This is a genomic window from Veillonella sp. 3891 (genome assembly GCF_003992315.1).
GTDB lineage: Bacteria > Bacillota > Negativicutes > Veillonellales > Veillonellaceae > F0422.
In genome coordinates this window covers 95,603-119,086 of record NZ_RQVE01000004.1, presented here as the reverse complement: position 1 = coordinate 119,086, position 23,484 = coordinate 95,603, and the positions used below count along the sequence as shown (strand labels likewise).

Here is a 23,484-nt window from a genome sequence, read left to right as displayed (position 1 = left end):
GTTTATCCTTTTCCGGCAAATTGAACAGAATATAAATGACTGTACAAGCCATTCAACGCTAATAATTCATCATGTGTGCCTTCTTCTACAACACAGCCTTGTTGTAAGACCACTATATGATCGGCATGTTTAATGGTACTCAATCTATGAGCAATCACCAAAGCCGTTCTATTTTTCATTAATCGTTCTAATGCTTCTTGTACAATTTTTTCACTTTCAGTATCTAAGGCTGAAGTAGCCTCATCAAGAATTAAAATGCTAGGGTTTTTCAAGATTGCCCTTGCAATAGCAATCCGTTGACGTTGACCGCCAGACAAGGAGCTACCTCGCTCGCCTACTATCGTATCAAACCCATTTGGTAATTTTTCAATAAATTCATAGGCATTTGCTGCTTTAGCTGCATCTATGATTTCTTGCTCCGTCGCATCTAAGCGTCCATACAAGATATTTTCACGTACAGATGCATTGAATAACATCGTATCTTGTGGTACTAAACCAATATTTTCTCGTAAGGATCTAAATGTTACATCACGTACATCTACACCATCAATGCGGATGGCGCCACCCGTCACATCATAGAAACGTGGTAACAAATTGGCAATCGTTGATTTACCTGCTCCAGAAGGTCCTACAATCGCCACAGTTTGCCCTTGTTTTACTGTTAAATTGACCCCTTTTAATGCCAAATTATCCTCATCATAGGCAAATTGTACATTGTCGAACTCTACATCTCCTTGTACATTCGTTAATGCTTTTGCTGTTACTGATTCTTTCACATGAGGTTCTGTTTCTAAAATATCAATGACACGATCTCCTGCTGCCATCGCTTTTTGCAAGTTACCGTACACTTGAGTTAAGCGTTTCACAGGGTTAGATAGATTGATAGCATAAATTAAGAATGCAATCAAGGATCCTGCTGTAATATAACCTTGTACTACAGAATATCCACCATACCATAAAATAATGACTACTGCAATGGCTGCTGCAAATTCCACCATAGGTCCCATGACAGCGGTTAATTTTGTAGCTTTCATAGCAGCATCAAAGTTATTTTGGTTCTCTTGTTCAAATCGCTTAAATTCATATGTTTCACGAGCAAAAGAACGAATCACACGAACACCGGAGATAACTTCTTGTAAAAATGCCGTAATATCTGCTGTTCTACCTTGTACCTCATGGCCTGCAGAGCGCAATTTTTTACCAAATATATTGGTTAATCCTAACACGACAGGAACAATAATCAATGTTAAAAGGGATAGTTTCCAGTCCAAGTAAAACATGAATACTAAGGACCCTACTAAGGTAACCCCTTCTGTCATAAAGGATATAAGGTTATCCACAATAGCTTGTTGCAAAGCACCTACATCACTCGTAACATTACTCATAATAACCCCTGTTTTACGGCGGTCAAAATAAGCTTGGTCTAACTTTTGTAAATGCTTAAATAAGGTTTCACGAATGTCGATAACTACTCTTTGCCCTACATAAGCCATCGTATAGTTTTGCCCATATGTAGCAAATCCACGTAGCAAGAAAATGATTAAGATGGCGACAACAATTAACGTTAATAAGCCTAAGTCTTTATCTTGCAATACTCCATCCACTACATTTCGGATTAACCATGGTACTACTAAATATCCCATGGCAGCGGCAATCATGCAAAAGATCCCCAAGATGAGTCGCATTCTATATGGCAGTACAAACGCCAATAGTTGTTTATAACGATTCATTTATGCCTCCTTCATTGCTACTGATGCAATGACATCAGCTACACGTTGCACCGCTCCCGGTGCCCCTAATTCTACTTTCACTTGTGCTAAATCAGCTTTCATCTGCGTATATACCGCCTCATTATCTAAGATATTAGCTAGTTCTCGTTCTACATTTTCTGGCGTTACTTCCCCTTGTAATAGTTCAGGAATAATACGCCGTTTTGCCATAATATTAGGTAATCCAATATGGTCAATTTTAACCAATAGTTTACCGATTCCATACGTGACAGATGCCACTTTATAAATCAACACTGTAGGTACATTCATTAATGCTGTTTCCAAGGTCGCCGTTCCAGATGCCGCAATACAAGCTGTACAAATCTGCATTAAATCATAGTTATGACCTTCTGTAACAGTAACTGGCACAGAATAAGCTTGTAATATTCTATCAATATCTTCTTTTGGTATGGTATGTGCTCGTGGTAGGAAGAACTTCAAATCTTTGTGATTCTCATATAACCGTTCAGCCGCTGCTAACATGGTAGGTAATAAGCCTTCTACTTCTTGTTTGCGACTGCCTGGCATCAAGAGAATATTGCGACTTGTTGTATCTGCACCGAAATGAGCAAGAGCTGATTCATAGGACATGGTAGGATGTACAATATCTACTAAAGGATTTCCTACAAATTCCACATCTACGCCAAATTCACGATATGCCTCCGCTTCAAAAGGAAAAATAGAGGCTACTTTTGTTACTGTTTTGGCGATATCTTTACCTCGGCCTTTATTCCAAGCCCAAATGGTTGGCGCAATGTAGTACACCACAGGGATATGTAATTCTTTTGCCACCTTAGCTAGCTTCATGTTAAAACCTGGATAGTCAATACACACCAACACATCTGGCTTTTCTCGTAGCATAGCTTCTTTTAAGAAACTGCGAAGTTTAAAAAAGGTAGGTAAATGTTTTAGTATTTCAACGATGCCGATAAACCCTAGTTTCTGAATATCATAAATAATATCCACACCAGCTTGTTTCATCAAATCTCCGCCCATACCAAATAGCTGTGCTTCCGGATATTTCTCCAATAAAGCCTTCGCCACACTGGCGCCGTGCGTATCTCCTGATGCTTCACCAGCAGAAAACATAATCTTCATGTTTACTCCTCATCCGGCCCTTCTACGGCACAGATTACGATCCCTAATTCATTTGCTTTTTGCAGCACCGCTTCTTGTTCCACAAAAATCGTCCGTTTTGCTTCCATAGCTAACACCTTACAGTTACTGCTAATCATAGATTCTAAGGTCTTCATACCTACTGCAGGAACATCGAAACGTACATCTTGATTAGGTTTTGCAGTTTTTACCACCACAGCACCTTCACGCCCCAAGGCCCCGCCTCGTTTGATACACTCATCTGTTCCTTCAATAGCTTCAATGGCCATCGCTGCTTGTTCTTTCACTACTACAGTTTGACCAATATCGAGAGCTCCCATTTGTTTGGCTAAGGTAAAGCCAAACTCAATATCTAGTTGCTCCACCTCTGTTGGTTTTCGAGTTGTCATCACACCCACCGGAGGCATAAGAGAACGCATGTATTTTGTTTGATCTGCTACAGATAGACCTTCTTTTTCTAATTCATCCACGATGGCCAACATGATCGTATCATCTTTACGATTACGCAAACGATTCAATAATTTAATGGTACGCATATCTGGAATGGTTGTTATCTTTTTATAGAGATGTTCCTTTGTCACTTTACCTAACATCGTTACATCAGTGACACCTTCTTTGAGGAACGTTTTAATCACTGTATCTGATTTAAAGACGCTGATTTGGTAGTATGCATCGGCCTCTGCTTGCAATTCAGGAGCACCATTTGTCACAACAGATATGACCACAACTTCATAGCCTTCATGTTGAGCTGCTCGCATAAATTCAACTGGCAGATTTCCAATTCCTGCAATCAATCCTACTTTCACCATAACGCCTCCCACTAACTTTTAATTATAAAAATCCTAATCTATATTATATCACATAAAGGAGACAAATGGCATGAAAGTTCACAACAAAAAATACATGGCAAAAGCATATGTCATATACCTTCACCATGTATTTTAATTTCTAATTAATCTCTGCGTACACGCATGATACCACGATCTGCATTACGCAAGAAACGTAGCATATGTTCAATCTCAACAGAGGATGTTAAATTTAATTCCATTTCTTCAATGGCTTTAGATAAACTATAACCACTACGATAAATAATACGGAATGCTTTCTTCAATTCACGACGTACTTCTTCAGATACACCCGCACGTGCAAGACCCACCGAGTTCAGTCCGATGACATGTGCTGGCTGTCCATCCGCAATCACATAAGGAGGGATATCTTGTACAACTTTCGCCATACCACCTACCATAGCATTGCGTCCAATTTTTACAAATTGATGGACCCCTGCGATGCCACCGATAACAACCCTATCTTCTACGATTACGTGACCTGCAAGACCTGCACAGTTACTCATAATTACATTATTGCCAACGATACAGTTATGCGCTACATGAGTACACGCTTGGAACAAGCAATTGTTGCCAATTCGCGTTTCTTCACCTTCCCCTGTGGCACGACTAATAGTTACGAATTCTCGAACTACTGTATTATCGCCAATGATGCAATAACTTTTTTCACCTTTAAATTTTAAATCTTGAGGTTCTAAACCGATAGCACAACCTGGGAAAAATTCATTATTTTTACCAATCGTTGTCCAGCCACCAATCACTACATTAGCACCGATTTTAGTACCATCTCCGATTTCAACATGTTCTCCAATGACTGCACCAGGACCAATAATAACATTTTTACCAATTTTTGCATCCGGATGTATGACTGCAGTACTATGAATTTCAGATGTTGCATTTTCCATGCCAACTACGATCATCTGTGTCACTCCTTATATTTTGAAAGTTATTCTGGCTTCACTAAGGCGAACATGTACTCACCACTTGCCACCAATTTATCACCAACATACGCACGGCCTTCCACTTTACCCATACGGCCTTTGATTTTTACTACATCAGCTTCGATACGTACTTGGTCACCAGGTTTTACAGGGTGACGGAAACGCACTTTATCAATACCTGTAAACATTGGCGTTAAACCACGATTTTCTTCAGGATACAAGAGTGCAATCCCACCAACTTGAGCAATCGCTTCTGTAATCAATACGCCTGGCATCACAGGATTACCTGGAAAGTGACCCATGAAATGTGGTTCATTGAATGTACAGTTTTTAAGACCTACCGCACGTTTCATTGGTTCCATTTCAATAATACGATCTACCAATAAAAATGGATAACGGTGTGGTAGAATTTCCATAATCTCTTCAATTGTAAGAATCATGTTATGCCTCCTCTTGCATTTCTTTTAAAATTTCTCGACTTAATCGTGAGTTTAAATTATGACTTGATTTTACAGCAATAATATGGCCTTTTAAATGACCTACTAAAAATAAATCGCCTAATATATCTAAAATTTTATGGCGCACTAATTCGTCAGGGAAATTAAGTTCTGATAAACAAGTTGTATCATCATAAACAATCACATTCTCTGTAGATCCGCCTTTTGCCAATCCCATCGCCTGCAATTGTTCGATTTCTTTTGTGAAACCAATCGTTCTAGCTGGCGCAATCTCTGTGGCAAACACATCGGGATTAATTTCATAATCCGCATGTTGTGTACCTAGCATGGGATGACTATTAATACTTGTGAAAGTCACTCGGAATCCATCATAAGGACGAATGATGATAAATTTATCTTCTTCATAGATACCATGGGATTGTTTCACAACGTACACATGACGGTCTGCCTCTTGTTCTACAATACCAGCCTCTTTGATAAGCTGTACAAATGTGGCTGACCCACCATCTGCTATCGGAGGTTCTGGTGAGTTTAATTCAATTACGCAATTATCGATAGCCATACCATAGAAAGCTGCTAAAATATGTTCTACCGTAAATACTTTAGCCTCACCATTTTCTAATGTAGTAGCACGCATCGTATTCGTTACATTACGGATATCTGCTTTTACAGAAGGCGTACCTGGCAAGTCTGTACGTACAAAGGTAATCCCTGTATTCGGCTCACTTGGTAAAATGCGCATTTGTACAGGCAATCCACTATGCAAGCCAGCCCCTTCATAACTAATGGCTTTGCTAATTGTTTGTTGTTTCATGAGGACCTCCCTTCTATTATTTTTGATTCATTACATCTGGTGGTACTTCTATAGTATCACCATAAAAGCGCCGTGTCCATTTCCAACGGTTATGGAGCCAGAACCAATCTTCTGGATAGCGTCTAATATAATCTTCTAACCATTCATTGAGCATCGTCAATGTAACAGCAATATCACGTTTACGATCCTCTGTTTTTTCTGCATATACAGGAGGATGTACTGTAATTTCGTGTTTTTCAGTATATTCATTAAAACGAATGGTAATTGGAATAATCGGCACCTCTTGCATACGAGCCATCGCTGCTGGTCCTACAGGAGTCAATGTTTCGTAGCCGAAAAACGGCACTAACTGACCTTTATCTCCTGGATCTTGGTCCATGATAAGACCAATGAAAGAACCTTGTTGCAATTCTTTCACCATTTCACGAACCCCTGTTTTATAGGTGACATGTTGTTGCATAAGCTCACGATATTCATTGATAAATTTGTCCGCATCACCTTGTTGTTGCATGGCTACTGAAATCAAAGGATAGCCTTCCGATGCTAAAATGCCTCCTAGTAATTCCCAGTTTCCACTATGGAGAGCGATAATAATAGCACCTTTTCCATCTTCTTTGGCAGATTCTAGATATTCACGACCTTCCATAGTGAACATCTCTTTGTACTTGCCATCTTTAATTTCAGGATACCGAAGCACATCCACGATCATACGACCAAATCGAGTCACACTAGCTTTGGCTATTCGTTTCGCCTCTAGAGGATCATCTGTAATACGGCAAAACAAGATTTGTCCTATGGCCAATCGTTTTCGATTGCTTGGTGTGAAGAGCCACCCTAATTGTCCTAAGAGATATCCAATACCATATTGTACTCGATACGGCAAGGCACATAGGATAGCACTTAATACTTTCATACAGGTATATAACATAAGTACACCTATTTATCTTCTAATTTAGCTTGCAAAGCAGCTACTTCTTTTTCTAATGCTTTCAACTGTTTTACCATATCTGGCAATCGACTTTCATAAGCCGCTAATTTCAACCATTCTTTGTGTGGTCGCATTGGGAAACCTGCATATAATCCATTGGATGGCACATTACCTGTGATGCCCGTTTTACCGGCAAAGGTAACATTATCACCAATCGTAATATGTCCCGTGCAGCCAGTTTGACCAGCAAAGATAACATGATTACCACATTTTGTACTACCAGCGATACCGACTTGAGCAATCAAGAAGCAGTCTTCACCAATTTCCACATTATGGCCTAGGTGAACTAAGTTGTCTATCTTTGTACCACGGCGCACCAAAGTAGAGCCCATTGTAGCATTGTCGATACAAGAGCAAGAGCCTACTTCCACATCATCTTCTAGAATCACATTACCCACTTGTGGGATATGTGTGTGCTTGCCATTTTCAGTGGCAAAGCCAAAGCCTTCTCCACCAATGACTGCATTAGCCCGTAACACAACTCGTTTTCCTAAAATACAGTTTTCATGCACAATAGAACTTGCATAGATTGTGGTACCTTCGCCAATACGTACATTATGTCCAATATATACATAGGCGTGTAATGTGACATTATCACCAATGATGGCATTATCGTAAACTACACAATAGGGTCCAATTTTTACATTCTTACCAATTGTTACGTTTTTACCAATAATAGCCGTTTCATGAATCCCCTCTGGAAATACCACAGGAGGATGGAACACTTCTAACAATTTAGCAAAGGCAGCTTTTGCATTGGACACTACGATTTGAGGAATCGTACAATCTTCAATTTTTGCATCCACTAACAATGCTCCTGCTTTACTATCTTTTGCGAACTCTCTATAATCGCCGATAGCAAAACTAATAGCATGTTCTGCCCCTTGATCTAAACTACGGGCTTCTTCAATACTAATAGAACCATCACCATATACGGTACCCTCAACCAGTTTGGCTAGGTCTTCTACTGAAAACTTCACGCTGAAGCCTCCTTACTTTTCACTCTCTTATTATTTACTAGTTTCTGCGGAAGAAGCGCCTTCATTCATCTTTTTAAGCACATCTTCTGTAATATCAATACCACCCGTTACAATGGCTTGATCATTTGCTACTACAGTCAATTCTTTTTCTTTCGCTACCGCTTGGATATTAGATTCCACATAGGCTTTGAACTCTTTACCCTTTGCTTGACCAAAGATTTGCAATTCTTGTTGTGCATTCATTTGTGTTTGGTGGAATTGGTCTTCTGTTTGTGTACCTTGCACTTGAGCTAAACGATCAGTTACTTCTTTTTGTTTCGCTTCCATTTCTTTATTGATATCTTTTGCTTTTTGGCTTTCTTGCACTAATTTTTCAGTGTTTACCACACCTACTTTATCTGTGGTGCCACAACCAGCAACCAATCCTAATGCACATACCATCATAGCTCCTGTAGCCATACGTTTCCACATTGATTTCATCACTTTACTCCTTTATTGTCCATACGATTGAATGATTTCATCTGTCAAATCCATACCAGTACGATCCGTAATATGGTCCACTACCACCAAATCTAGTTGTTTTGCTCTCGCCAGAACACCTGCACGAACTCGAATATCTTCTAGAATGGCATCATGTAGGGCTTGTACTTCATCTCGTTTTTGCGCCAATCTTTGTTCCCACTCTGCATCCCACAATGTGGTACCATCATGACGAACTTTTGCTAGTACTTCCTGCTGAGAGTCCACTAAACCTTTCATGGAGCGGTCCCTCTGTGCATCTAAAGCGTTAGCCTGTTCTGTCGCATAAGCACTTAACTTTTCTTGTGCTTCTGCACGAGCGGGTGCCATAGCTGCCGCCACTTTCGATTCAATGTCTTTCCATTGGTCGGAACCGCTTAGACCATGACTACGCTGTGCCAATAGTTCTGATAAACGCCGTTCTTTCTCACGTTTTTGCGTATCCCAACGTTGACGTTGCGTATCATCAATCGGTTTTACCTTCATTTCAGTTGTTAACCATAATTGTAAATTCACAATTTCTATATCTGCTTCACTAGGTTCTACTTTGTAGGCTTTTCGATATTCTTCAATCAATGCCCGTTGCTTAGCGGCTAACTCTTGATTTAATTCAGCTTCACGTAGGGCAATTTTAGTTTGTAACTCACGATTCAAACTTTCCGTTAAATTTGACTCTAACTGTTTTAGATGTTCTTCCGATTTGTTTACTTCAGCACCTAACTTAGACTTGAGAAGTTCATCTTCTCTATCTCGCTGTGCCTCTAATCGCAACAATTCCTTCTTTTGCTCATCATAATTGTGAAAGTTTGGATGTCTTTCCACCACTTCTTGCAATCGTACAACCCCAATTCGTGGTTCCTCTATTGCCTTCGATTGCTGATGTCCATAATATCCACCAATGCCCACAGCACATACTAGCATACCTATGAAAGCGAAGATAGGTCCTTTTCCCATTTGGATGTTACCTTATTTAGTTTCTGCTAATTTTTTGCTTACTTGTTCTGTAATATCAGTACCACCAAACAACACAGATTCGCGGCTCAACACAACACTAAGACCTTTACCATCTGCCACTGTTTTAGATGCTTCATCTACACGTTTTTTAAGATTATCTTGAATTGTTTGTTGCTTATCTTGCAATTTTTGACGAAGTTCATCAGATAATTTTGCCTTACCTGCTTCGTCTAAATTAGCGGATTTTTCGTTAAATTCTTTTTGCAATTCTTCGTTATACGCTGCATATTCTTGTTGTGCATCTTGCACTAAGTTCGGATTGCTTTCTACAATTCGTTGCATATCGATGACGCCAATGTTACTAATCGCATTAGAACCACCATGCCCTGCCATCTGTGTGTACGCCAAAGCGCCCACACTGATAACAAAAAGAACGCCAACAATGATGGACACTGTTTTTACATTCTTTTTATTGTTCAATAAACGCATCATAGTGTATCTACCTTCTTTCTTTATATTCGTCCTATCAGGCGCAACCATCGATCATGGTCACCCCATACATATTCTAATCGTAAATATTCATGTACATCATAGGAAAGAGCAAATTCATTTGTTTTTGCCGTTATATCTCTTTCATATCTTGTATTCCAACGGTTCCCAATAGTTTGTTGCACAATTCCATACTGGTGATGATTAGGCAATCCATATTGATACCCTATCTTTGTATCTTTCGTGAATTGGTACCCATAAGATGGCTTAAAGGACCATTCCAAACGATTCGGCAAAAACTCCGTTTCCACATACCAGTCATGAGGCCCATCATGAACCCCCGTATACAAACGTAATCCCACAGAATCAACGCCACGCCCCATATCCAAATAGCCTTCTCCACGAAGAATATACTTAGAGGAATCTACATGAATTGATAAAGTCGTCTCTGAACCCACTTCCAAAGTTGGAATCATAGTCACACCGAACTGTGTAACACCACGACTTTTATTAAGTTCACCTTGTATCTCTTTTTCTATCATCATTTGATGACGTCTCACAAAAGAGACTGGCAGACCTTCTAATTGACGCAATTTCTTTTCATAATATTGACGCATAGTATAGAAGAACACGCTCGGTAATGTATTCGATTGAATCGTCACCGCCGTACGACTTACGCTGTTTCCATTAGGAACTAAATACACTGTCGCTTTCGCAGTGTCTCCTCCTACCACATCAATTTGTGGAGTAAATTCAGGAAGAGAACCTTCTAGGTCACTACGCACCGACTTTTGCACCAATGGTGTAATCCAATCTAGTGAATCCAGTGATGCCCCTAAAAGCATTTGTTCTAACCGAGGCCTTACATTCCCTAAATCGGCGTCTATCAACGACCGTCCATAAGGAGATATGTTACCATAGTTCACCGTAGTTTCCAGAGATTGTACTACCTTTCCATAGGGCTCTAAGGCAAGATGAATATGTAAAGCTTCGCCCACATCCATAGAAATAGTTTTCACCGTATATCCATAGAGGATTCGATCCACCACATCCATCGTTGCTTTTTCATAGGCCTCAAGAGAGTCTCTAATTTGAAAATCTTCTTTCCCTTGGTACATATAGGTAGCCGCGCCTTGAATGCTGGCAACCATACGCGATTCCAAGGCTTTTGGAATCGTTCCTGTTGTACTGTGCAGGTCCACATGCACCGTCTGAACAGGAGCACCATAGACAGAGGGAATCCCTAATGTTGCCATTACAAGAGCCCCTCCTATCCATTTTTGCATCGTCATGAATTAGAATTGTCCACCAAAGCTGAAGTGGAATTTCTTCTGATTTTTACCAATACCATAGTCGATACGTACTGGACCAATTGGTGTTGTCACACGCACGCCGGCACCGACGGAAGCATTGAATGTTTTAGAATGTTTGAACCAAGGTACATTTGGTGCATCCCATGCATCACCTAAGTCTGTGAATAGGGCTCCGCTTACTTTGTTCCAAATTGGGAAACGATATTCCGCTGTAAAGTTGTACATTTTCTTACCACGGTATTGATCATCTTCATAAGCACGAAGAGAATCAGAACCACCAATTGTATATAATTGGCTATATGGTAAATCACCAACAGCCCAACCGATACGGCCACGGAACGCCAATACTTGTTTATTACCTACTTTTTTGTACGTTCTCGCTTCGCCAGTAAATTTATAGAAGTTAAAGTCACCGCCTAAGCCATGACCACCCCATTGTAATGTACTAGATAAACGTTTACCACGACTTGGTTCGTATACATTATCACGGGAGTCGAATACTTTTTGCCAGCTTACGCTGTTTGTTGTACCGAAGTTGTGTTTTAAATATCCAGAGGATAAGAATGGATAACCATAGTTATTCCAACGATGTCCTGAGCCAGGACCTCCTTTTACATCTGTATCATAACGGAATCCACTGGAATCTTTATTATCCCAAATATATTTATCTTTGCGATGTTCTAGTGTTACATAATCACGAGTAAACTCAGCTGTTTGACGACCTAAGGAAATATTAAATCCATTAGATTTACGATCATAAGTAGCTACAGATTGCCCTTTTTCATTATAATCAGTGTATTCATTCAATTGATTAAAGTATGTTACACCAAGGGATGTACCTTTATTATCAATCCATGGACGTAAGTAGGATACAGAGTAGTTTTTAGACCCTGCTTTACCGCCGAATTCCCAGTGAACTTTAATTTTGTCACCAGTACCACGCAAGTTATCTTCCCCTACTTCTACGATACCTACAAATCCATCAGAACCAGAGTAACCAGCACCTAATGTGATGGTGCCTGTTTTATGTTCCAATACGTCCACTTCAATGTTTACCATTTCATCTGTAGAGCCTTGTGTTAAACGTACGTTTACATCATCGAAGAAACCTAAGTTATACACTTTTTCTACAGAACGACGTACTAAGAATTTATTGAATGGTTGACCCACTTTTTGGTTAAATTCACGAGTAATCACTCGATTTTTTGTTTTCTTATTACCATGTGGAGTAATGCGTTCTACAATGCCTTCTACTACAGATACATGTAACACACCATTATCATCTACTGCCATGTCTTTCACATGAGCTAAGATATAACCATCACGTTGGTACGCAGCATTAATACCTTGTACTTTTTCCCCTACGGAAATTGTATTTAATACCGTGTTTGGTTGCACACCTAAGTAGTTCACCAATACATCTGTTTTGTACACTGTATTACCTTCTACAGACACACCTTTAATCACTGGATTTAATGTCACATGGTAGGCTACTTTCACACCTTCTGGTACTTCCGTGAACACTGGTGTAATTTCTGAAAGAACGCCGGAACCACCTAAGTTAGCAATCTCTTTAGAGATTCCCTCTACGGTCACAACATCCCCAATTTTACCTTGCAACAAGGATAGGAATGCTGGTTGATTTGCTTGATCAAGACCTTCAATAGAAATATGAGTGATCGTTTTACCTACATATTTTTGTAATTCTGCTTCTGTTAAGGATGTGAAATAACGAGCTTGTACTTGAGGAATCGCTGTTTCCACACCTGCTGCTTGCGCTTCTTCTAATTTATCACCACCGGCTTTCGTGATGGTTTTAACTTCTTTATCATTTGTAGCTAAGGAAGAGTTATCCACGCGTTTACGTTGTTCTTCGATTGCATCACGTTGTGCCGCTTCTGATAAGCCTTCACGAGCTGCTGCGATGGCTGCTTCTGTGGCAGCATCACCAGAGGCTACTGCTTCTTGGCGCGTAGTATTTTGCTTTCCTAAGTCCGCCATGGACAATTTAGCAATTGTTTTGCCACTTTCAGTTGTCGTAGCATTATCAGCAAACACTGGAGTGGCACTGATTGCTGCTAGGACAGCAAAGGTTAAAAATTTCTTATAAGATAGGTTTCCCTTCATATATGTTCCTCCTTAGAATATAAAAGGTGCTAATCTCGCAAAATACGTCCACCAGCTTGCACTGCATGTAACATGTCTTTTGAACTAATAGAGGGCTCTGGTGTTACCTCCACAGTTGGTCGCGTAGTCACCACATGTTCTTGTTTTTCCACGGTTTCCACTACCTTCGTTTCTGATTGTTCTACAGGTGGTGATTCTTTTACAACCACTGGAGTAATGACCTTACTTGGTTGTACTTCCACCTGCGTGTCAATGACAGGAGTGTTCGCGGTATTCCCTGTTTCATGTTGTGATAGCCACCAATGTGTTGCCCCTATGATTCCTACTAGTGCAATAGCTAAAACAGCTCGTTGTGCATAAGACACAATAGAAGGTTTGCCTTCATTCATCTGTTTCATCTCTGCTTGTGCTAGGAACAGGTGAAAGTTTCCTTTCACACTTCCTTTGTTAGCATACGATGTAGCTGCTGCATCTAACCAAGCACGAACCATGCGAATGCGTTTTTCCATAGGTGTTGTTACAGGTTCCATACGTCCCTCCTTTCATAACTATATAATCGTAGTTAGAAAGAAAAAAGTGAACCATTTTTTTACTATCTTTACTATTATACCAATGAACCGCTATTTTGCCTATTTTTTTCTACTAACTTTCTATATAGTACTCTACTTTTTTAAGATTTTAATGAAGAATCTCTTTCAATACGATTCTATTTCACCATAGTTCGCCAGATATTGTAATCTATGCTATACTTATTCATAGCATATAAGGAGGTTCCTTATGGACATACTAATTAATGTGGGGATTTCATTCCTTGTGGGTTTAGTCTCCCTATTTCTTATACTCAAAATTGAACCACACAGCCATGATGTGCTAAGTACATCTGGACGTATCAATCGCTTTCAATTTATCATAGGCATATTATTTTTATCTGCTTCCATGCATATCTTTAATATGTTTATCCAACAACTATTAACTGTAGTAGTTATTTTACCTGCCTATTTTGCTATCAAAGCATTGGCCTATGCAGGTTATATTATATTGTTACCTTTCTATTATACCTTGTACATCCGTCGTCTCAACGATATCGGATTGCCTGGTCGCTTTATTGGTATCTTATTGGGCATGTATATACTATGTACAAACCTGTACATCCCATTAAAAAATATATACATTTTACATCTTATTATCGTCTATATCCTTCATGGATTCCTAGCCTGTTTCCCTGGTTCTACTGGAAACAACCGTTACGGTTCTCCTACACGTTGGCCTAGTAAAAGTAAGAAAGGATAGTCACTATGGGATTCTTCGACTGGTTCACTCAGACCCCAGACCATATCATCAGCTACGCCCCTGGCGGTCATACATTGCAAGTTAAAATTACTTACAATACAGAAACTGGACTCTTCACCTATCGTGGTCGCTATGGTACACGTGCCAAGTTTTACGATACAGACATCGACCATATCGATAACAAAGAGGTGAGTCGCACCCATCGTGTCTTACTCATTCAAGGTCGAGATACTTGCCTTGCCACCCTCGATGTTCTTACCAACTTAGTCAATGAAAATTTACAAGCTTGGATTGAATCTCGTGGCACCGTAGCTTACGATTACGATCAACAGCAACGTGGCTTATGGGTGAACACAGCAGCCGTAAAAGCTGCCATTGACGCAGGTCCTCCAGTGGAAACTACTACTATTGAAGTAGAGGATACATCTGATGATGCTATCAATACATCTGATGTAGTGCCCACTCAGGATGACCCCATTCTTCGCATCAAACAATTAAAAGAACTTCTCGATATAGAAGCCATTACTGACGAAGAATTTCAACAGAAAAAAGAAGAATTACTTAACAAAATCTAAACATTAAAAGGACTGTTCCCAGTGTCGCTTTCACTGGAACAGTCCTTTTCTATGTGTCATTCAATATTCTCTTCTCTTTTACGGCATAATAATGCCACCAACTAGGTTCGACACATGGTCGATGTGTTGGCTTTCACAGTAAGCACTCATTTCACTAGCGATGATGCCAATAGCTCGTGGATCTACCATCGTTGCCGTCCCCACAGACACGATGTCAGCTCCTACTAGCATAAATTCTAGAGCATCTTCACCAGTCATGATGCCACCGCCCCCCATGATAGGGATATCAATGGCTTGTGCCACTTGATGTGTTAAGCGCAATGCCACTGGCTTCACAGCTGGACCAGATAAACCACCATATATATTCCCCAACAATGGTTTGCGAGTCCGTAAGTCTACAGACATCCCTAATAGGGTATTAATCATGCTAATACCATCTGCCCCTGCTGCTTCCACAGCGCGAGCAATTTCTACGATGTCTGTGACATTGGGTGATAATTTCATAATCACCGGTAAATCTGTATTCGCTTTTACTGCTTTACATACAGCAGCAGCACTCTCCGCCTGCACACCAAATGCCATACCTCCGCATTTGACATTAGGGCAACTAATGTTGACCTCTAAAGCTGCTACACCTTCAACAGTCAATGTTTTTGCCATAAATTCGTATTCTTCTAGTGTATTACCAGAGATATTGGCAAAAATTGGTACATCATAATGTTTTAAATTTGGCAATATATCAGCTACGAAAGCTTCTGCTCCTGGATTTTCTAATCCAATACAGTTCAATACTCCAGATGGCGTTTCCGCAATGCGAACGCCCGCATTACCAGGTCGAGCTGTAGGTGTTAAACCTTTTACAGAAATCGCCCCCACCTCTGTATTGAGATCTAAATATCCATCGTATTCCAATACGAACCCAAAGGTGCCCGACGCTGCTACGATAGGATTTTTCATAGAAATACCACAGAACTCTACAGCTAATTTAGGATCTACAGTAGCCATTAGAAAAACACCTCCTCAGCAGGGAACACAGGGCCATCTTTACATACTTTATACCGTGTACCACTTTTACCTTGGCAAGCACAGCCTACGCAACCGCCAGTACCACAACCCATGCGTTCCTCTAAAGACACTTGGCATGGTACATTCATTTGTTGCGCAACAGCAGCCACACCTTTCATCATCGGCGTAGGGCCACATGTTAAAACCGCATCAAACTGTTCTTCTTTCATAAGTGTTTCCATCACAGTCGTAGGATACCCTTTAGTTCCTAACGATCCATCATCCGTGGTGATATGAACAGTCACAGGACTATCTTTGAACAAGTCTGCCCAGAAAGATTCGCTTGCATTGCGGAAACCCAATATCACATGCGCCTCTTGGCCTGGTTGTAACCGATCAGCGATACATAGCATGGGCGCAATTCCAACACCACCACCAACGAGTAACATGCGGTCTGCAGTGGTAAACGCTTGACCTAATGGTCCCAAGCAATCTAAAGTATCCCCTTCTTGTAGTTTGGTCATTAGTTCAGTGCCTTTACCTACCACACGATACAATAAGTCGATAGTACCTGCCTTCGCATCAAATCCTGCATAGCTGATAGGTCGGCGCAACAAGGGAGCTGTGCCCCCTGTAACGCGAACATTACAAAACTGTCCTAGTTGTGCCTCTTTTGCTTGTTTTGGTGCATATACGGACATTCTCCATACATCACTGCCTATTTGGGTGTTATGAATCACTCGACCCATTTCTATATATCCACTCATGTATGATTACTCCATTTCATAATCTTGAACAGCATCTACTGTAATTACATCACCTGCAGTAGCACGACTCGCCACTACATGTAACACTTCACGAGCTGTATCCAAGGATGTCAAACATGGTACACCCATTTCTACAGCTAAACGACGCAATTGGAATCCTTCACGTTCTGGTTTTTTACCATAGGTCAATGTATTCAACATCAAGTCCACTTTACCTTCACGAATGAAATCAGCGCAGTTTGGATTGCCTTCAGAAATTTTATTTACGACAGTGCAATCCACGCCATGTTCTTTGAAGTAACGACCTGTACCACCAGTAGCCATAATATGGTATCCCAAATCGATAAAGCCTTTTGCTAAACGAGCCGCTTCTTCTTTATCACGGTCTGCTACAGTCATCAAGATATTACCTTTATCTGGAATGCGCATGTTTGCACCATGGATGGCTTTAAATAAAGCGTCTGCATAGGTGCGGCCAATACCCATAACTTCCCCAGTGGATTTCATTTCTGGTCCTAATGCAATTTCTACTAAGCCCATTTTAGAGAAGGAGAATACTGGGGCTTTCACCGCCACATGTGGACGAGCTGGCACTAACCCCGTTGGTAATCCCAAGCTTTCTAATGTTTCTCCTAAGGCAATGCGTGTCGCATATTCTACCATATTGATACCAGTCACTTTACTGATGAAAGGTACTGTACGGCTAGAACGAGGGTTCACTTCGATAACATGAAGTTCTCCATTTACCACAATATATTGAATATTTAATACACCTTTTACATTAAGTCCTATGGCAATACGGCGTGTATAGTCTACAATTTGTTCTGTCAACTCTTCCGTCAAATGTTGTGCTGGATATACGGCGATAGAGTCACCAGAGTGTACCCCTGCTCGTTCTATTTGCTCCATAATCCCCGGAATACATACATCAATGCCATCAGAGATAGCATCTACTTCCACTTCCATACCCACCATATAGCGGTCAATTAACACTGGATGATCTTTCGATGCCACTACGGCTTCTTTCATATAACGATCTAACTCTTGGTCATTATATACAATTTCCATTGCACGTCCACCTAGTACATAAGATGGTCGAACAATCAATGGATATTGAAGACGTTTTGCTGCTTCTAAAGCTTCTTCATCACTGGTTACCAACGCACCTACTGGGCGAGGAATTTCCAATTTTGCCAACAATTCATCAAAACGTTCACGGTCTTCGGCCATGTCGATGCTGTCTACAGATGTGCCTAGAATGTTTACACCTCGTTCAGCCAACGGACCAGCCAAGTTGATAGCTGTTTGTCCACCGAACTGAGCGATAACCCCTACAGGATTCTCCTTGCGAATAATTTCCATCACATCATCTACTGTCAACGGTTCGAAGTACAAGCTATCAGATGTATCAAAGTCTGTACTTACTGTTTCAGGGTTGTTATTGATAATGATGGATTTCATGCCTGCTTTGCGCAATGCCCAAGAGGAATGTACAGAACAATAGTCGAACTCTACGCCTTGACCGATACGAATTGGACCAGAACCAAGCACGATAACGCTATTTTCACCACGTGGCACTACTTCATCTTCTGTCGCATATGCACTGTAATAGTATGGTGTATGCGCTTCAAATTCTGCGGCACAAGTATCTACATATTTATAGGTTGGATGAATATTTAATTCATTTCGTTTTGCCAACACATCCTCAGGGGAGCAGTTAGCATAACGAGCGATAACTTTATCTGGGAAAGAATATTTTTTAGCTAATCGAAGGTTACTTTCAGTCAAACCATTGGCCGTCAAATCTTTTTCCACCATCACTATATTTTTAATTTTATTGATGAAGAAAGAATTGATTTTTGTGATGTAACAAATTTTTTCTACACTAATACCCACACGAAGAGCTTGCGCAATCACATAGAGACGTTCATCATCCACTAGTTGCAATCGTTCAATAAGTTGCTCTGGTGTTTCATGAGCAATCTTTTTTAACTCAATGTGATCTAATCCAATTTCTAAAGAACGGATAGCTTTTAATAAAGAGCCTTCTAATGTACGGTCGATAGCCATAACTTCGCCAGTGGCTTTCATTTGTGTTCCCAAGGTACGGTCTGCCAAATTGAATTTTTCAAATGGCCAACGCGGGAATTTAGTCACTACATAGTCTAGGGATGGTTCAAAGCAAGCCTTTGTTTCTCCTGTTACGGCATTGGTAATTTCATCTAATGTCATACCGATTGCCACCTTCGCTGCTACCTTAGCAATTGGGTAGCCTGTCGCTTTAGACGCTAAAGCAGAGGAACGAGATACACGAGGGTTTACTTCGATTACATAGTATTGATTGCTGTATGGATCTAATGCATATTGCACATTACATCCACCTTCGATTTCAAGATAGCGAATAATATCCACTGACGCAGTCCGTAACAGTTGGTATTGCGTATCATTCAATGTTTGAGATGGTGCTACAACGACAGAATCCCCTGTATGCACCCCTACTGGGTCGATGTTTTCCATGTTACATACGATGATGCAGTTGTCTGCACGGTCACGCATCACTTCGTATTCAATTTCTTTCCAGCCCGCCACAGAACGTTCTACAAGGATTTGATGGATAGGGCTCAATTTAATACCGCGAAGTGCAATCATGTACATTTCTTCTTCATTATGTGCAATACCGCCACCAGTACCACCTAATGTATAGGCAGGACGAATGATGATAGGGTAGCCAATGCGGTTTGCAAATTCCACCGCTTCTGTTACATCACTGAAAATATCAGATTCCGGCACAGGTTGGTTGATACGTTTCATAGCTTCTTTAAACAGTTCACGGTCTTCTGCTTGTTTGATAGCCTCTAACGTAGTCCCTAGAAGTTTCACGTTATACTCTTTAAGTACCCCTGCCTCTGACAGTTCCACCGCCATATTCAGACCTACTTGTCCACCTAATGTTGCTAAAACACCATATGGTCGTTCTTTACGAATAATTTCAGTAACAAACTCTAAGGAAATCGGCTCAATATAGACACGATCCGCAATATCTCGGTCTGTCATAATGGTAGCCGGATTAGAGTTTACTAATACCACTTCAAAACCTTCTTCACGAAGAGATTGACAAGCTTGTGTACCTGCATAATCAAACTCAGCTGCCTGCCCGATAATAATTGGACCAGAACCAATTACAAGAACTTTTTTCTTTACCATCATTAACCTCTTCTCATCAATGTTTTAAAACGTTCAAACAAATACACATTATCAGTCGGACCCGGAGATGCTTCTGGGTGATATTGTACCGACATGATCGGCAATTCATTATGCACTAATCCTTCTACAGTACCATCATTCACACTGCGGTGGGATACGCGCAATCCTGAACCCTCCAAGCTCGCTTCATCAACTGCATAACCATGATTTTGAGAGGTAATATGAACACGATTCGTATCTAAATCTTTTACTGGATGATTTGAGCCACGATGACCAAACCGTAATTTATACGTTTCTCCACCAAATGCACGGGCAATCAATTGATGCCCCATGCAAATGCCAAAGATTGGTTTTTGACTCACTAACTTTTTAATTTCTTCAACAATTTCAGGTACGTCTTTCGGGTCTCCCGGTCCATTAGACAAAAAGATTCCGTCAGGATTGCAAGCCAATACTGTTTCAGCTTTTGTATGAGCTGGGAAAATTGTCAATCTACATCCTTCATTTTCTAAGGATTGAAGAATATTTTCTTTCACACCAAAGTCATACACTGCTACATGAAACTCTGCTGTATCTGAACCACGGCGACCTTCCCATTTTGTGGTAACACGCATAATGTGATCTGTCGCTAGTGGCTGTGCTAATAAAGCATCGATTTTCTCTTGTGGTGTATCTGTTGGGCAAATGACGCCTTTCATTACACCATGGCTGCGGATAGCACGTGTAATTGCACGTGTATCCACATTATACAAGCATGGAATTCCATGGCTTCTCATATATTCTTCAAATGTCCCCTCATTTTGCCAATTGCTAGGGAACGTACATAATTCTCCTACAATCATTGCCTTGCAATAGGGCTTAGAAGATTGATCTACCTCACGTGTGACACCATAATTGCCTACTAGAGGATATGTTAAAGTAATAATTTGATCTGCATATGACGGATCCGTTAAAATCTCTTGATATCCTGTCATCCCTGTATTAAACACTACTTCGCCAACGATTGGCATGCCCCCCAGCAATGTGCCCTCAAAGATAGTTCCATTTTCTAATACCAGTTTTCCTGTCACCCGATTACAACCCCGTCTTTCATTACAATTTGTCCATCTACTACTGTTAATTTTGCTTTACCTGTGACCGTCATACCATTGAATGGGCATGATTTACCACGAGTGTAAAATTTATTTCTATCTACAATCCATGTTTCATCTAAGGAAAGAACTGAGATATCTGCAGGTTTACCTACTTCTAATACACCACCATCGACGCCAATTAATTGCGCTGGTTTTGTGCTCATTAAATTGATGATTTCATCAATTGTGAGGATACCTGTTTTTAATACATGTGTAACTACTGCCGCAAAAGATGTTTCCAAACCTGTGAAACCATTCGCTGCACAGCAGAATTCAACGTCTTTCTCTTCAAACGCATGTGGTGCATGGTCCGTAATAATCGCATCGATAGTGCCATCTTGTAAGGCTTCTAACAAGGCTTGACGATGATCTTCCGAACGGATTGGCGGAGCCATTTTAAAGTCTGGATTATAGTCTCTTAAATATTCATCTGTGAACACTAAATGTTGGCTTGTTACTTCGCAAGTCACTTTGATTCCTTTTGCTTTCGCACGGCGTACTTGGTCGACAGCTTCTTTTGTACTCACATGTGCAATATGGATATGTCCACCAGTCATTTCAGCTAACATAATATCACGAGCTACCGCTAAGTCTTCTGCTACCGCTGGACGACCTTTTACACCCATTTCATAGGAAACGATACCTTCATGCATGTGACCTTCACATGTTAAGCTACATTCTTCTGCATGGTCTACCACCATTTTTCCAAACATGGATGAATATTCTAAAGCACGACGCATGAAAGCTGCACTTTCTACATAATGTCCATCATCAGAGAAACCAACTACACCGGCTTCTGCTAAATCGCCCATTTCCGTTAACTCTTTACCTTGAAGACCTTTAGAGATAGCGCCCATGAATTCAACTTTCACCACACCAGTTAACTCTGCTTGTTTACGTAAACCACGTACTAGTGCAGCATTATCTACTACTGGATTTGTATTCGCCATAGTCGCGATACGTGTGAATCCACCTGCAGCAGCCGCTTGTGTACCACTGTGAAAGTCTTCTTTTGCTTCTTGACCTGGTTCACGCAAATGTGTGTGAATGTCAATCAAACCTGGTGCTACAATTAAGCCTGTTGCATCATACACTTCCGCTTGATCAGCTTGTAAGTTTTGTCCAATCGCTGCAATTACACCATTCTCTACAAGAATATCTGCTACTTCATGTTGTCCTTTTGCCGGGTTAACCACCGTACCATTTTTAATCAGCAAGCTCACTACCGTCACCTCCGATAATTGTTAAGTATAAAATCGCCATGCGGATGGCTACACCATTACGTACTTGTTCTTGGATTACCGATGCGTCACCATATGCAACATCTGGCGCAATTTCAAGACCTCTATTCATAGGTCCTGGATGCAATACTAATACATCTTCTTTTGCATTAGCTAAAACAGATTTATTAATACCAAAAATACGTGCATATTCACGATTGCTTGGATATAACGCGGAGTGAATCCGTTCTAATTGGATACGCAATACGTTTACCACATCTGCATCTTTCACTGCTTCACGTACATCGTGATGAACAGTAACGCCTAGCTTCTCTAATTCTGGATATACTAAGGTTCGTGGGCCGGCTAAATGCACGTCAGCCCCCATTGTTTTTAAACCATAAATATTGGAGCGGGCAACACGGCTATGCATGATATCGCCTACGATAACTACTTTCAAACCTTCTAAGGTAGGCTTATGTTCTAAAATAGAATACATATCTAATAACGCTTGTGTTGGATGCTCATGAGCACCATCTCCAGCATTGATGATAATTGGATCTACACATTTTGTAGCATATAAAGGAGCGCCTTCTTCACTAGAGCGCATTACGATGGCATCGGTTCCCATATAGGACATAGTTAGCAATGTATCACGGAAGCTTTCCCCTTTTGCCATTGAACTACCGCTTTTGGAAATATTGATTACATCGGCTCCTAAATATTTCCCTGCTAATTCAAAGGAGCTTCTCGTTCTTGTACTATTTTCCATGAACAAATTGATAATTGATTTTCCTTTTAATAAAGGATGTTTTTTGTTATCCGACAAGACGATTTTCTTCATCTTTTTTGCTACCCGCAAAATGAGTTCAATTTCTTCCTTTGTCCGACCTTGCAGTCCTAATAGGTGCTTACCTTTTAAGCTGATTTCTCCCATCATAGCCTCCTTTATAGTACTTCTATTACACACAAAAAGA

At 40.5% G+C, this 23,484-nt stretch carries 22 protein-coding genes; 2 read left to right on the top strand and 20 right to left on the bottom strand.

What is annotated here, in order from left to right; genetic code table 11:
- Positions 1–2 precede the first annotated feature (2 nt).
- The 14 genes from msbA to EO118_RS03440 all read right to left on the bottom strand — a co-directional run bounded on the left by msbA (position 3) and on the right by EO118_RS03440 (position 13,843).
- Entirely contained in the window at positions 3–1,730 is a 1,728-nt protein-coding gene (gene msbA, locus EO118_RS03505) for a lipid A export permease/ATP-binding protein MsbA (protein ID WP_127068658.1), read from the bottom strand.
- The gene (lpxB, locus tag EO118_RS03500; protein WP_127068657.1) at positions 1,731–2,867 is read right to left on the bottom strand and encodes a lipid-A-disaccharide synthase; all 1,137 of its coding nucleotides are present in this window, start codon (positions 2,865–2,867) and stop codon (positions 1,731–1,733) included.
- Between the two features lie 2 nt (positions 2,868–2,869).
- Entirely contained in the window at positions 2,870–3,694 is an 825-nt protein-coding gene (locus EO118_RS03495) for an LpxI family protein (RefSeq protein ID WP_127068656.1), read from the bottom strand.
- Between the two features lie 143 nt (positions 3,695–3,837).
- On the bottom strand, positions 3,838–4,650 hold the full coding sequence (gene lpxA, locus EO118_RS03490) for an acyl-ACP--UDP-N-acetylglucosamine O-acyltransferase (protein WP_127068655.1): 813 nt from the start codon (positions 4,648–4,650) through the stop codon (positions 3,838–3,840).
- A gap of 26 nt (positions 4,651–4,676) precedes the next feature.
- Entirely contained in the window at positions 4,677–5,111 is a 435-nt protein-coding gene (gene fabZ / locus EO118_RS03485) for a 3-hydroxyacyl-ACP dehydratase FabZ (RefSeq protein WP_009353694.1), read from the bottom strand.
- Between the two features lies 1 nt (position 5,112).
- Positions 5,113–5,943 (bottom strand): UDP-3-O-acyl-N-acetylglucosamine deacetylase, encoded by an 831-nt coding sequence (gene lpxC / locus EO118_RS03480; protein ID WP_127068654.1) that lies wholly within the window; start codon positions 5,941–5,943, stop codon positions 5,113–5,115.
- Between the two features lie 16 nt (positions 5,944–5,959).
- Complete coding sequence (locus EO118_RS03475; RefSeq protein WP_240626884.1) at positions 5,960–6,871, bottom strand: lysophospholipid acyltransferase family protein; 912 nt, start codon at positions 6,869–6,871, stop codon at positions 5,960–5,962.
- Positions 6,872–6,879: 8 nt separating this feature from the next.
- Positions 6,880–7,911, bottom strand: coding sequence for a UDP-3-O-(3-hydroxymyristoyl)glucosamine N-acyltransferase (gene lpxD / locus EO118_RS03470; RefSeq protein WP_127068652.1), 1,032 nt, complete (start codon positions 7,909–7,911; stop codon positions 6,880–6,882).
- 30 nt (positions 7,912–7,941) lie between these two features.
- Positions 7,942–8,391 (bottom strand): OmpH family outer membrane protein, encoded by a 450-nt coding sequence (locus EO118_RS03465; RefSeq protein WP_127068651.1) that lies wholly within the window; start codon positions 8,389–8,391, stop codon positions 7,942–7,944.
- 12 nt (positions 8,392–8,403) lie between these two features.
- Positions 8,404–9,384, bottom strand: a complete 981-nt coding sequence (locus EO118_RS03460) for a hypothetical protein (RefSeq protein ID WP_127068650.1) — start codon at positions 9,382–9,384, stop codon at positions 8,404–8,406.
- Positions 9,385–9,396: 12 nt separating this feature from the next.
- On the bottom strand, positions 9,397–9,876 hold the full coding sequence (locus tag EO118_RS03455; protein WP_127068649.1) for an OmpH family outer membrane protein: 480 nt from the start codon (positions 9,874–9,876) through the stop codon (positions 9,397–9,399).
- Positions 9,877–9,896: 20 nt separating this feature from the next.
- Positions 9,897–11,129, bottom strand: coding sequence for a hypothetical protein (locus EO118_RS03450; protein WP_127068648.1), 1,233 nt, complete (start codon positions 11,127–11,129; stop codon positions 9,897–9,899).
- A 39-nt stretch (positions 11,130–11,168) separates the two neighbouring features.
- Complete coding sequence (locus tag EO118_RS03445) at positions 11,169–13,313, bottom strand: outer membrane protein assembly factor (RefSeq protein ID WP_127068647.1); 2,145 nt, start codon at positions 13,311–13,313, stop codon at positions 11,169–11,171.
- Between the two features lie 29 nt (positions 13,314–13,342).
- Positions 13,343–13,843 carry a hypothetical protein gene (locus EO118_RS03440; protein ID WP_127068646.1) on the bottom strand — a complete coding sequence of 167 codons (501 nt, stop codon included), beginning with the start codon at positions 13,841–13,843 and terminating at the stop codon, positions 13,343–13,345.
- A 247-nt stretch (positions 13,844–14,090) separates the two neighbouring features.
- Here EO118_RS03440 and EO118_RS03435 point away from each other — a divergent pair, with 247 nt between their 5' ends.
- Positions 14,091–14,603, top strand: coding sequence for a DUF805 domain-containing protein (locus EO118_RS03435; RefSeq protein WP_127068645.1), 513 nt, complete (start codon positions 14,091–14,093; stop codon positions 14,601–14,603).
- Positions 14,604–14,608: 5 nt separating this feature from the next.
- Entirely contained in the window at positions 14,609–15,178 is a 570-nt protein-coding gene (locus tag EO118_RS03430; protein ID WP_127068644.1) for an SHOCT domain-containing protein, read from the top strand.
- A 78-nt stretch (positions 15,179–15,256) separates the two neighbouring features.
- On the opposite strand, the gene EO118_RS03425 is transcribed toward EO118_RS03430, so the two are convergent.
- The 6 genes from EO118_RS03425 to EO118_RS03400 are packed head-to-tail and all read right to left on the bottom strand — an operon-like array spanning position 15,257 to position 23,444.
- A complete protein-coding gene (locus tag EO118_RS03425; RefSeq protein ID WP_127068643.1) occupies positions 15,257–16,183 on the bottom strand; it encodes a dihydroorotate dehydrogenase in 927 nt (308 codons plus the stop codon).
- On the bottom strand, positions 16,183–16,950 hold the full coding sequence (locus EO118_RS03420; protein WP_127068642.1) for a dihydroorotate dehydrogenase electron transfer subunit: 768 nt from the start codon (positions 16,948–16,950) through the stop codon (positions 16,183–16,185). Before EO118_RS03420 ends, EO118_RS03425 begins: the two co-directional genes overlap by 1 nt.
- A gap of 6 nt (positions 16,951–16,956) precedes the next feature.
- Positions 16,957–20,154 (bottom strand): carbamoyl-phosphate synthase large subunit, encoded by a 3,198-nt coding sequence (carB, locus tag EO118_RS03415; RefSeq protein WP_127068707.1) that lies wholly within the window; start codon positions 20,152–20,154, stop codon positions 16,957–16,959.
- Between the two features lie 2 nt (positions 20,155–20,156).
- Positions 20,157–21,224 carry a glutamine-hydrolyzing carbamoyl-phosphate synthase small subunit gene (carA, locus tag EO118_RS03410; RefSeq protein WP_127068641.1) on the bottom strand — a complete coding sequence of 356 codons (1,068 nt, stop codon included), beginning with the start codon at positions 21,222–21,224 and terminating at the stop codon, positions 20,157–20,159.
- Entirely contained in the window at positions 21,221–22,510 is a 1,290-nt protein-coding gene (locus EO118_RS03405; protein WP_127068640.1) for a dihydroorotase, read from the bottom strand. The genes carA and EO118_RS03405 overlap by 4 nt, the downstream gene beginning before the upstream one ends.
- Positions 22,494–23,444: an aspartate carbamoyltransferase catalytic subunit gene (locus EO118_RS03400; protein ID WP_127068706.1), complete on the bottom strand. Its 951-nt coding sequence runs from the start codon at positions 23,442–23,444 to the stop codon at positions 22,494–22,496. Before EO118_RS03400 ends, EO118_RS03405 begins: the two co-directional genes overlap by 17 nt.
- Positions 23,445–23,484 lie beyond the last annotated feature (40 nt).